The organism is Priestia endophytica DSM 13796 (assembly GCF_900115845.1).
GTDB lineage: Bacteria > Bacillota > Bacilli > Bacillales > Bacillaceae_H > Bacillus_I > Bacillus_I endophytica.
The window spans coordinates 184,124-196,349 of the sequence record NZ_FOXX01000003.1 but is presented as its reverse complement, the minus strand read 5'-3'; the positions used below and the strand labels follow the sequence as shown (position 1 = coordinate 196,349).

Genomic DNA, 12,226 nt, shown 5'->3' with positions numbered 1-12,226 from the left:
GGGTTAGAGTCCCTGACTTTTTTAGCGTCCGCGATAAATTTGGTATCCCAAAGGAGAAAGGAGAAGAGGTACATGATAGTGTTGTGTACTGTCATTGATATTAAAACGAACAGGAATTTTGTTTAAGAAGGGAGGTTGCGCTAGAGAAAGATGTGTTTCTCTAAAATAGTCACCAATATAAAACAACAGCTCAAATTCTCCTTTCTTCATCTCGTTTTCGGTTAGAAGAGGAGATGAAAGTCGTCCATCTTTATTTGTATGAACTTTTTTCAACAATTTCCCAGTACTATTATAGAGCTCAACTTTCACAAGATTTGCCGGTTTTCCACTTGCTAAATCTAAAATATGTGTTGTTAGGCAAGCACTCACTTCAACTTTGTTTCTTTCTCTCTTGAAGAGTTTACTTTTAAATCTTCCTTCGTGACAGAGAAAAGTTGGAAGCCAAACGGTGGCTTTGGTTCTGTATATACTTTTCCTTTCTCACCTGGAATCTCTTCAACAACTGTATCCCACGTATGGTTCTGAGATTGAAAGTTAACACTTTGTAATTGTGGAAAACGCTCTAGTATACGGCAGCCGATGCGGTAAATTAAATTTTGGATAGAGGGTGTTTCAAGTTCGTGAAAAACAGAGGAGGCAATGTCATGAATCTGTTCAGATGCAACATAAAGTGATGGAGTTTCTCCTAGCGCATCTTCACTATTTTCATAGTTCCAGCCAATGTTTAAATAGATGAAAAGAGGAAGGTTTCCGTCTTCAGGAAGTGTTGTATATTCATCACGGATAAATCCAACAAACGAATTGCCGCTTACTTTAATAAGCTGAAGATCACAAATTGAGCTTTCTCTACTTTCAACATTAATGTCTTGACCATGACGAATAAGATGAATAGAAGAAACTGCTTTTTTATTTCTTGAATGATTAAAAACAAGAGGGCTCTTTTTTATTTCCTCATTCTCAAACATGTTTGCTTCTTGGAATGATAAATGTTCGCCGGTAAGTTTTACACTATCTATTTGAGAATACTTAAGGAGAAAGGATCTTCCCACATAATCAAGGAATCCTTCCATTGTTGTTCCACTGTATGATGCAAGATGCTGTTGAATAAAATTCTTCATAGAATCTGTTTGCTACAACGAGACGATTATCTCCTTCTGTAAAAGAAGAAAGAAAAGCAGAACCTCCAACTTCAACACGAATATTAGCTCCAAATATAATGTTAGAGCGTCCTGTGAAATTTGATTCCGGAATTTCTTTAACACCTTTTAAAGGGGCTAAGTGCGTACGATAAGCAAAAACGTCTCCTTTTCCATAAGCCATTATCCGGTTATTATTTTTCATCACCTTTATCTCTCCTTTGTTGTACATGTATACGAATTAGAGGGTAATTTTATATCACTGATAACTCGGAAAAGCAACCCATTGGAAATGCTCAAAGATATCGCCGAATTTATTCCTGAACTTCTGTAAACTAAAGGAATCCGGCGATGTTCATCTATGAAGCTCCTTTCATTTTTACTCAAGCTTCTTCTGCCTTTAAAGAGTTAGGAAGAGAAACGTCTCCTTTTTTCTTTTTAGCGTTGAAAAACAAATTCAGAATAATAGCAGCAAGACTTCCTGTAATAACGCCGTCACTTACAAGAATGCTTAAAAAAGATGGAAGGGATGAAAAGAGATTAGGAACAGCAGTTACGCCGAGTCCAAGTGAGATAGAGCACGCTATAATAAGCAAGTTATTGTTGGTGAATTCAACATTGCTCAACATCCGCATCCCAGAAGAAATCACCATCCCGAACATGATAACGGTTGCCCCTCCAAGAACAGCATTTGGAATAATAGTCGCAAATGCGGCGATCTTTGGAATAGAGCCAAGAAAGATTAAAATACCGCCTGCTGCAACGACAACGTTACGTGTTTTAATTCCAGATAGTTCTACAAGTCCGACATTTTGAGCGAACGTATTGTAAGGGAATGCGTTAAAAATACCGCCTAAAAAGATAGCTAAACCTTCCGCTCTGTAGCCATTTGCAAGTTCTTGTTCTGTTAAAGAACGATCGCAAATCTTTGCAAGGGCAAAAAACACTCCTGTTGATTCAATCACAATGACAAGTCCAACGATAAGCATTGTCAAGATAGCTCCAGGTTCAAAAGTTGGCAAACCGAAGTAAAAAACTTGTGGGAAGTGAAACCATGAAGCTTCTTTTACAGGATCTAGATTCACTTTACCTAAAAAAGCAGCAAAAATAGTACCGGCGATAATGCCAATTAAAACGGAAAGGGAGCGCATAAATCCTGAGAAAAAACGGTTCATAGCTATGATAAGAAAGAGAACACTAAAAGCTAACAGCAAGTTCTCACTAGAACCGAAGTCTGAGCTATTTGCTCCGCCTCCCATGTTTTTAATTGCCGTTGGAACAAGGGATATCCCAATAATCGTAACAACCGTTCCTGTGACAACAGGAGGAAAGAAGCGGACAAGTTTTCCTAGAAAAGAAGAAGCAAAAAAGATAAAGAGACCTGTGATAATAATAGCTCCATATATAGCAGGAACTCCGTACTGAGAACCGATGCTAATCATGGGTGTTAAGGCTACAAAAGAACTGCCAAGAATAACAGGTAATCCAATACCGAGATATTTGCTTTTTAATGTTTGGAGAAGGGTAGCAATTCCGCATGTTAACAAATCAATCGCGACAAGATATGCTAATTCTTCTGCATTTAAACCAAGCGCTCTTCCTACAAGTAAGGGAACAAGGATAGCTCCGGCGTACATTGCTAAAACGTGCTGAAGACCAAATGAAAAAATTTTTCCTCGTGACTGCCGAGTGTTCATTAATCAACCTCTCCTCTTTTAAAATGCTTTTATGTGTTACATTAAGTAACATGTTACGTTAGAAAAGGGGTTAAGTCATTAGTTAAAATAACTAATATTTTCATATTGATTATAAAAAGGTTACGAAAATTCTGAAATAAACGATTTTTATGTTATGAAATATAACATTTGAAATTTACAACATTGTTCCAATGCGAAGAGCTAGTCTTAACTTTAGCGTTGTATCAGGATCTTTTAAACTTTTGCCAAGCAGTTCCTCGCATTTTTCAAGACGATAAATAACAGTATTGCGATGCACGTATAATCGTTTTGCTGTTTCAGATATTTGACAGTGGGTTTCTAGAAAAACAGAGAGTGTATGCAATAAGCGTTGTTCCTCATCTTGGGTGTGAGAAGAAAGTTTTTGAAGCGTATGATCATAAAACTTTTTTAAATCCTGTCTAGGAACGACTCTTAGAAGTTCTGTGACATCTTTTGTTTGATAGGTTTGAATAAACTGCATACTTCCAGAGAAATGACCTGTATCAAGGGCATCGAGAGCTTCTTCGTAAGCACTTTCTATTTCAAATAAATTTTGAGTAATGCTGCTTATCCCGAAAGAAATCGTCCTCTGAAAGCTTGCTAAAACTCCTTTTTGAATATGTTGTAGGGCTGAAATGATTGTTTCATGAAGACCAATCCATCTATCATTTACTTCTACAAAAATAACGCCAATCGTTCCCTTAAGAAAAAAGTGACAAGGCCATGGAATAGATTCAAGCTCTTCCTCTAAAAATTCATATACAACGTCGGTTTCCATTTGGTGAGCTGTAAAGCTGATGCCTTTTTCATTTCGATCAAGTTTTGTTGCGATAAGAATATATTTTTGCTCACAGTTTAGTCCAAATTCTTTTGTGCGGTTTCTTATTTCATCTCTTGATGTGAATTTTCCATCTACAAAATTAGTGAAAAACTCATTTTTTGCTCTTCGTTCGTATTGTTTTAAAGCACTTTCCTTCATCAGTTCAAAAGCAATAACATTTGCTGCTTGTTCAATCATCAAAATCTTTCCTTGATCAAGTTTGGCAAGATTTTCTTTGACTAGTAGAGAGCCGCATCTCTTTTCATGTGTTGGAACTGGGAAAGCGGAAAAAACTTCATGTGTATCTCGAATAGAGAAACATGAATAAGGAGTTTTTTTTAGGAAAAAAGAAGTGTTTTGCGTGTTCCATTTCTTTGAGCTTTCTGAAGCTTTTTCATCATAATGGGTTTGAGTTAAAAGTTTGAAATGTTGGTTAAGAAGTAGAACAGGATAGCCAATCATAAGGGATAGATTTTGTAACAACTCATCAATGCTGCGTCCGCTTAAAACATGATTTGTGAACTGTTGATGAGCATGAATGGCTTGTTGAAGCTCATTTGTTCTCGTGTTTAAAATAGTGCCTAAGGTATTGTTTACGACATCTCCAAGGGCAACGCTTTCAGGTATTTCAATAATTGGAAAAGAGAGTTTATTCGCGAGTGCTAAAACATCAGATGGAAGCTCTTTTAAAAACCGTTTTGTTTTTACACAAAGACCTGCACAGTTTCGTTCATGCATTTTTCTAATTAACGATAAAAGCGCTGAAGGATCATCTTTGAAATGATAAGCTGTTGTGAGAAGTAAGTCGTCTTTTGATAAATAGTGAATAATGTCAGGAGCGTCCATCATGTTCACATGCTGAACGTTTCTGTAAAGCCCTGAGTGTCCTGCTAACGTGAACGCTTCTTCTAGAGAAGGAAGCTCTAATACGTCTTTTACCTTCACATTCTCACCTCTTTCTTTAAAAAACATAAACATAGTGATCTAACCTTTTGGAAAATTAGCTAGTATAACTAAAAAAATGCGTAAAAACGAACATTTTTACCGATGATTATTTTCTATATTAGCAGTAAAGTTCAGAAGATAAATCATTAGTGTTAAGAAACTTAACATAAAAAAAGAAACAAGAAGGAATACACTGTTAAAAAAAGAATACATAAAAAGAACGATTAAAATTTTAAAAAAGGAAGGAACATATGATACGTATTCGTAAAGCTACCGAGCAAGATGCAGCACATATTGTAGAAATTAAAAATGAGATTGCAAGAAACACGACATTTTTTCTTCGGTCACAAGATGATGATGAAGAAAGGGAGGAGGACTATAGAAGAAAGATAGGAGAGCGAGAGAAAAAAGGAGGATTAACGATTGTAGCAGAGGAAGGTGGAAAGGTGATCGGATTTCTATCGTTTTCGAGAGTTCCTTACGTTCGCTTCTGTCATACTGGAACATTCGGAATGGGTGTAAAGAGGGATTTTAGAGGAAGTGGTGCTGGAAGTTCTTTGCTTCAGTATCTTATCAGATGGGGGATAGAAGAAGAAGGACTTGAAAAAATTGATCTTGAAGTTTTCTCCCACAACGAAAAAGCCATCCGACTTTATCAGAAATTTGGTTTCTGTGAAGAAGGACGACAAAGGAAAGTGATGAAAATACGAGAAGAACAATATAGTGATGTTATTTTTATGGGATTGTTTGTTTAATATACATAATGAAAAAGAGCTTTTACATAAGCCGTAATAGTAAGTTCTCCTTTTTCAATCGGAGGGCCACCTTCAGCACTTAGCGCTTTTTGAGCAAAAGGAGTGAATACTGTTCCTTCTTCTATTCTTCTCTCCACTATTTTTAATGGAATAGGATTTACTTTTACGCCAATAGATTTACTTAAGCTGCGTGCTTTATGTTGAACGCCGAGAAGTGCATTACTTAAAGCTTCTTCATAAGCGGTTTCAGTATTTGATAGACTAAGCCGCATACTATGAGTTGTTGTCGCTCCGTTCTCAAGAGCTGTTTCATAGACAAGACCAAGAAGAGACAAATCTTTCACTGTAACAAGGAGAAGATGTTGAACTTCATAGTCTTTTAAAGTTGATACTCCTTCAATGTAATCATAGCGAGGGTAAATAGAATATGAGCTTGTTCTAATGTTTTGCTCTGAAATTCCTAAAGTTTTTAAAGCTCCAATAACGTTATGGGAGCGGGTAGTATTTTCTTCTTGGGCTTTCACTGGACTTTTATTATTTGTTACAATTCCAATGATCAATGAAGCTTGATCAGGTTCCATAACTGCTGTTCCTTCTCCTTCAAGAAGCATTGTATTCATCAATAATCCTCACTCTCTTTCTTTAAATATAATAAACTTCTCCTATTTCTAGCATATGTTTCTTTTTCTTCTCTATGAATAGAAAGAGAGGATGGTGGTCGTAATGCTTGACACCTTTTATCATCAATACGTATAGTTACATTGTGAACTTATGTAAGTTTAAAAGAATAGATGAGAAGTGTGGGCAAAAGCAAAGAAAAAGACGGAGGGAATTCATGAGCAAAAAGAAAAAGCAAAAGCAAGGATATAAAAATACGTCCAAAACAAAATCATCAAATATATGGTTTTATATTATTATTGCCGTTTTTGTTATTGGAGCTGTTGGATTAGTTGTTCTAAACAACATGGGAGATGAAAAGGCTTCTTTTGATTATAAAAATCAACCTGTTCTAGGGGAAGAATCAGCGCCAGTTCAAATTGTAGAGTTTGGAGATTATAAATGTCCTGTTTGTAAGACATTTAACGAAACATACTTTCCTCAAATTGATAAAGAGCTTATTCAAACAGGGAAAGTTCAGTTTCACTTTATGAATTTCCCGTTCATTAACAATGATTCAACGCGTGCCGCTCAATTTGCAGAAATAGTGTACAAGGAGCTTGGTGACGAAACATTTTGGAAGTTTCATGAAAGTTTATACAAAAATCAGCCTGCTGATTACAAATATGAAAAAATTGACTTTTTAACAGAAAAAGAATTAACAGAGCGTCTGAGTGAGTTTGTAAGTCAAGAAGAAGTAGATAGAGTTGTCAAAGCCTTTAAAGATGGAGAAGGAGAAAAGCCGGTTAATGAAGATCTAAAGGTTGTTAACGATCTTCAAATCAACTCTACTCCAACTGTTTATGTGAATGGAAAGCTTTATGAAGGCAAATCATATGAGGATTTAAAGAAAATGGTTGAAGAAGAACTAGAAGATGCAAAATAATATAGATATAAAAAGGCTAGCTCATCGTGAGTTAGCCTTTTTGTTTTTATTTATAGCAAAGAAATATAGCAACGAATAGTAAAACATAACATTTATTAAAATTTATGGATTTTTTTACATAAAAATGAAAAAAGTACTTTATCATTCTTTTTATAATATGATGTGGATTCCATACGTGTAATATTATATTATTACATAAGAAATAGAGAAAATGAATCCTTGTTTAATTAATATAAAACATTTATAATTAAACACATTTAGGTATGAAGATTCATATCTAATTGTTCTCAAATTGAGCTCTAATGGTTTTACAGCTTAGAAACGAGATCATCAAAAGACAACATTTAAGGGTAAATGTTTGAGAGGGGTTAAGAAAATGAAAAAGTTTGGGTTAGCTACACAAATTTTTGTTGGCCTAGCCTTAGGGATTGCTGTAGGTGCCATTTTTTATGGAAATGAAACGGCGATGGCAATTCTTCAACCAATTGGGGATATTTTTCTAAATCTAGTTAAAATGATTGTTATTCCTATTGTCGTATCAGCTCTTGTTGTATCAATTGCTGGAGTAGGGGATATTAAAAAATTAGGTAAACTAGGTGGGAAAACGCTTCTTTATTTTGAAATTGTGACAACAATTGCTCTTCTAATAGGGTTGCTTGCTGCTAATTTATTTCATCCTGGTACAGGGATTGAAATGGGGAACCTTGAAAAAAGCAATATATCTTCCTATGAAGAGACTGCTCAGACAGAAGAGAAGGGAAGTATTGCGGATCAATTTGTTCACATTATACCAAGTAATATTGTGCAATCTTTAGCTGAGGGAGATTTACTAGCGATTGTCTTTTTCTCGGTCCTATTAGGCTTAGGCGTAGCGGCTGTTGGAGAAAAAGGAAAGCCTGTGCTAAGTTTTTTTGAAGGCTTATTAGAAGCTATGTTTTGGATCACGAACTTAGTTATGAAATTTGCTCCTTTTGGAGTTTTTGCTTTAATTGGTGTGAACGTAGCGAAATTTGGAATAGGTTCACTGATTCCATTAGGTAAGCTTATTCTTGTTATCTATTTAACAATGTTCTTCTTCGTTTTTGTTGTCTTGGGGATTATCGCTAAGATGGCAGGAGTAAATATCTTTGTAATCATAAAGATTTTAAAAGAGGAGCTTATCTTAGCTTTTACAACAGCAAGTTCAGAAGCCGTTTTACCAAAATTAATTGATAAAATGGAGAAATTCGGCTGCCCAAAAGCTGTGACATCGTTTGTTATTCCGACAGGTTATACATTCAATTTAGACGGCTCTTCCATTTATCAAGCTATCGCAGCTATCTTTATTGCTCAAATGTATGGAATTCACCTGTCTATCGGAGAGCAAATCACTCTTCTACTCGTACTCATGTTAACTTCTAAAGGGATGGCGGGTGTTGCAGGTGCCTCATTTGTTGTGGTAATAACAACACTAGGTTCAATGGGATTGCCATTAGAAGGAATGGCTTTCATTGCTGGAATTGACCGTATTTTAGATATGCTTCGTACATCTGTAAACGTAGTCGGTAATGCTTTAGCTTCTATTGTGATGTCAAGATGGGAAGGTAGTTTTGACAAACAAAAAGCAGCAGAATATACAGCATCACTTAAAAAATCGAATGCCGCTTAAAGAGAGATGGATTTATCTTAATTATAGCGTGTATAAAAACCTTTACTCTATTAGAGTAAAGGTTTTTTTAAGCCTATATTTTTAAAGAACGAGAAGAAGACTTAGAAAATGTTAGGTTTAGAAACTTTTTTAATTTTTATTATTTTAAACAATGCCTCATATATTCTTGTTTTGTTAGTTGGACAACAATATATAAAAGACTTTTTGAATGGTTACTAGACGGGTAAAGGTTAGTAAAGAGAAAGGGGGAGAAGGGAGGAGGAAATGAAACGAACAGTTAAAGGTAAGTTTGTGTTCGCAATTGGCCTTCTTTTATTTATTATCGGCTTTGTTGGATGGATGAATTTTTTTGATTATAGCGTTATACAAGACAACGGAATTGTGAAATTTACAGCTATTTTAGGACTTCTTCTTATTCTGATCTCTAATTTCTTAAGAAAGAAGGGAGCTTAAGTGAGTAAGAGTGGGAAACGAAAAAACCCTCTCTCATAGAAAGAGAGGGTTTTTTCGTTATGCTTTAATAGCAATATAAATCAACAATCGCATTTTCTCTATTGTGGCTCTTTTCGGTATATTCCTCAAAATCTCCTGTGTAAGCATGATCATAATGGTTTCCTTCTTTCTTAAACAATTGCCAAAGGTTTTTGTCGTACAGCAGGAACGACTTCGGAAATAAGTCCTTTTCTTAATGGGAATTTTACATATCTAGCAGATGGGACTTTCCTGCTAGATATGTTTTTAGGATGACCCTCATAATGAAATGAATAAATAGAAAAAAGTATTTTGAAAATTTTTGAAAGAGAAAAAGGGACTAAATCTTATAGTAATAAATTACCACGTTTTCCACATTAAAATTATGTTGACTTTTTAAAGAAATGGTGTAATAAATTAGTAATGTAAGTTTAATATTTTAGTAATATTTTAGGAGGAGTAAGATTGAAAAAGTTTGGGCGCATGTTGCTAGCCCTAAGTCTTCTAATGACGGTTATTATTCCGTTTCAGCACGCAGACGCTAGCAGCACATTTAAAGACGTTACTCTTTACGAAAAAGAGATTAATTTCCTTGCAGATAAAGGAATTATTAACGGGTATGAGAATGGTACTTTTCAACCTGAAGCATCTATCAAGAGAATTCAAGCTGTACAAATGCTTCTGCGTGCAAAAGGAATAAAGGATTTAAGCGGGGCTCCAGATCCGAATTTTGCCGATTTGAAAAAAGGAGATTATGGCTATGAGGAAGCAGCTAAAGCTGTTCAGCTTGGCTTTATTTCGGGGAAGCAAGATTCAAAAACAGGCAAAAAATATTTTAATCCATGGAATACTCTTACAAGAGGACAAATGGCTAAGGTTTTAAGTCTTGCTTATAATCTAAAAGGAACGACTGTTAGCGAGTTTTACGATGTGCCAAGCACAGATGGATTTTATACATACATCAATGCATTAGCATACAATAACGTAACAACAGGTTATTCTAACCATACATTTAAGCCATATCAGTCTATTTCACGTCAGCATTTTTCCGTTTTTCTAGCTCGTACGCTTGATTCTTCTTTTAAAGAAGATGCGGCAAACCGTGCTATAACAGGTGGATTGAAGCCAAATCCACGCAAAACTTACGTTTATAGTTATTCGTTTGATGAAAATTATAGTGAAACGGTAAAGTATACAGGTACAGATTCGGGTATTGACAACTGGACAGGCCGAGACACAGACGGAGATACGTACGATTATGCTTATAGCGAAGATAAGGACGGCTTTATTGCTGGATGGCAAGACGGCTTTATTTCTTCGACAGTCCCATATCCGCTTAAATTAAATACAAAGTGGACAGATGATTTCTACGAAGATGAAGATCCTATTACGTATGTAGTTACTTCAATGAACAAAACAATTACAACTCCAGCAGGTACTTTCAAAAATGCGATTGAAATTAAAACTAATTTTGATACGTCTGAATACTATGTACAAGGTGTTGGACTTGTGTTAATGCTTGATACTTCTGTCAAGCCGGTTGATAAAATTCAAGAACTTAAAAAGATTTACTAATGTGAAAAGCTAGTAAGAGGCCTTCCTTTTGCTAGCTTTTTCGTTATATGTCAACATGCATAGAACAAGGCTTTAAAAAGGGCATATTCTCATAAAAAACTAGCTTTTCTATCCATTCATGGTACAATACGAAAAGTAACTATTCTTCATAAAAAACATAGAAAAATGGTTTCGCATGTGCTGAAGCCATTTTTTGTTTTATGAACGTAAAAAGCAAGGAGTGCTAAATATGAGCTTTCAATCACTAGGAATTAGTATAGAAGTATGTGAAAGATTAAAAGCAGGAGGAATTGTAAAACCGACGCCAGTGCAAGCGAAAGCGATTCCTGCAGTTTTAAAAGGACAAGATGTTATTGCAAAAGCGCAAACAGGAACAGGAAAAACGCTTGCGTTTCTTCTTCCAATTTTAGAAAAACTAGATCTTGAAGATGAAAGTGTGCAAGCCTTAATCGTTGCTCCAACGCGTGAGCTTGCTCTTCAAATTACAGATGAGAGCAATAAGCTCACTAAGCAGCTTGGCTTGCCAGAGGCGCTTGCTGTTTATGGAGGACAAGACGTTGAACGTCAAATGAGAAAACTGCAAGGAAACGTAGGAATTGTTGTGGCAACACCCGGTCGACTTCTTGACCATTTGCGCCGAGGAACGATTAGCCTGCAGAAAGTTCGAACGCTTGTTTTAGATGAAGCAGATCAAATGCTTCATATTGGCTTTTTAAATGAAGTGGAAGAAATTATTGCTCAAACGCCAAAAAATCGTCAAACGCTGTTGTTTTCGGCTACGATTTCGGATGGAGTGCGTAAATTATCGAAAAAACATTTAAAACAAGCTGTTGATATTACGATTAAAGCTGAAAAAGTAACAGTTAAAGAAATTAAACAGTTTATTATTGAAACAACAGACCGTAAAAAACAGTATGATTTATTAGAAACATTAAAAACACATAGACCTTTTTTAGCCGTTATTTTCTGTCGTACAAAGCGTCGTGCTGGCGTCTTAAATGATGCTTTAAAACGTAACGGTTACAAATCAGAAGAGCTTCACGGAGATATTACGCAAGCAAAGCGTGAAAAAGTAATGAAGAGCTTTCGAAATGCAGAAATACAGCTTCTTGTCGCAACAGATGTAGCAGCCCGCGGTCTTGATGTAGAAGGAGTAACACACGTTTTTAACTACGATATTCCAGAAGATGCAGAAAGCTACATTCACCGAATTGGTCGAACAGGAAGAGCGGGTGGAAAAGGACTAGCGATTACTTTTGTTGCTGAGAAAGACGAAAGAACAATGACGCTTATTGAAAAGGAAATTTGCTTTAAGCTTAATCGTAAAACTGTGGATGATGAGCCACTTCGTTCTCAACAAAAAAGAGCGCCTCAAGGGGAACGAAAGCAAACGAAAAAAGAGCCGAAGAGAGAAGGAAAGCGAGAAAATCATTCAGCTTCTACTTCAAGAGGGAAAAGAGGCAAAGGAACAGACTCCCCAAAAAGAGGGCGAAAAAAAGAAGATAAAGGTGGCAGAAGCAGCCGTGGGAGCAGCAATGATCGTCAAAGCAACTTTGGAAAAAACAGCGGCCGCAAAACTGGAAAGCAAAGTCGCACAAAACGATCAAGATAAACA

10 protein-coding genes and 1 pseudogene are annotated in these 12,226 nt (G+C 35.8%); 6 read left to right on the top strand and 5 right to left on the bottom strand.

The window, feature by feature from the left end:
- Window positions 1-21: 21 nt before the first annotated feature.
- From uraH to BM012_RS07810, 4 genes and pseudogenes are all read right to left on the bottom strand, one after another.
- Window positions 22-369 (bottom strand): hydroxyisourate hydrolase, encoded by a 348-nt coding sequence (uraH, locus tag BM012_RS07825; protein ID WP_061805165.1) that lies wholly within the window; start codon window positions 367-369, stop codon window positions 22-24.
- Window positions 366-1,359, bottom strand: a pseudogene (gene pucL / locus BM012_RS07820) (factor-independent urate hydroxylase); the annotation flags it as partial. The pseudogene pucL and the gene uraH, both read right to left, overlap by 4 nt.
- A gap of 160 nt (window positions 1,360-1,519) precedes the next feature.
- On the bottom strand, window positions 1,520-2,833 hold the full coding sequence (locus BM012_RS07815; protein ID WP_061805166.1) for a nucleobase:cation symporter-2 family protein: 1,314 nt from the start codon (window positions 2,831-2,833) through the stop codon (window positions 1,520-1,522).
- A 175-nt stretch (window positions 2,834-3,008) separates the two neighbouring features.
- Window positions 3,009-4,619, bottom strand: a complete 1,611-nt coding sequence (locus BM012_RS07810; protein ID WP_061805237.1) for a PucR family transcriptional regulator — start codon at window positions 4,617-4,619, stop codon at window positions 3,009-3,011.
- A 251-nt stretch (window positions 4,620-4,870) separates the two neighbouring features.
- Here BM012_RS07810 and BM012_RS07805 point away from each other — a divergent pair, with 251 nt between their 5' ends.
- On the top strand, window positions 4,871-5,374 hold the full coding sequence (locus BM012_RS07805; protein WP_061805167.1) for a GNAT family N-acetyltransferase: 504 nt from the start codon (window positions 4,871-4,873) through the stop codon (window positions 5,372-5,374).
- Here the strand turns inward: BM012_RS07805 and BM012_RS07800 are convergent.
- On the bottom strand, window positions 5,371-5,994 hold the full coding sequence (locus BM012_RS07800) for an SIMPL domain-containing protein (protein WP_061805168.1): 624 nt from the start codon (window positions 5,992-5,994) through the stop codon (window positions 5,371-5,373). The genes BM012_RS07805 and BM012_RS07800 overlap by 4 nt on opposite strands.
- Window positions 5,995-6,209: 215 nt before the next feature.
- Here BM012_RS07800 and BM012_RS07795 point away from each other — a divergent pair, with 215 nt between their 5' ends.
- The 5 genes from BM012_RS07795 to BM012_RS07775 all read left to right on the top strand — a co-directional run bounded on the left by BM012_RS07795 (window position 6,210) and on the right by BM012_RS07775 (window position 12,223).
- Window positions 6,210-6,917, top strand: a complete 708-nt coding sequence (locus tag BM012_RS07795) for a DsbA family protein (protein WP_061805169.1) — start codon at window positions 6,210-6,212, stop codon at window positions 6,915-6,917.
- A gap of 376 nt (window positions 6,918-7,293) precedes the next feature.
- Window positions 7,294-8,565 (top strand): cation:dicarboxylate symporter family transporter, encoded by a 1,272-nt coding sequence (locus BM012_RS07790; protein ID WP_061805170.1) that lies wholly within the window; start codon window positions 7,294-7,296, stop codon window positions 8,563-8,565.
- A gap of 264 nt (window positions 8,566-8,829) precedes the next feature.
- Window positions 8,830-9,018 (top strand): hypothetical protein, encoded by a 189-nt coding sequence (locus tag BM012_RS07785; protein ID WP_061805171.1) that lies wholly within the window; start codon window positions 8,830-8,832, stop codon window positions 9,016-9,018.
- A gap of 483 nt (window positions 9,019-9,501) precedes the next feature.
- Window positions 9,502-10,611, top strand: a complete 1,110-nt coding sequence (locus BM012_RS07780) for an S-layer homology domain-containing protein (protein ID WP_061805172.1) — start codon at window positions 9,502-9,504, stop codon at window positions 10,609-10,611.
- Between the two features lie 229 nt (window positions 10,612-10,840).
- Entirely contained in the window at window positions 10,841-12,223 is a 1,383-nt protein-coding gene (locus BM012_RS07775) for a DEAD/DEAH box helicase (protein ID WP_061805173.1), read from the top strand.
- The last annotated feature ends 3 nt before the right edge of the window (window positions 12,224-12,226 follow it).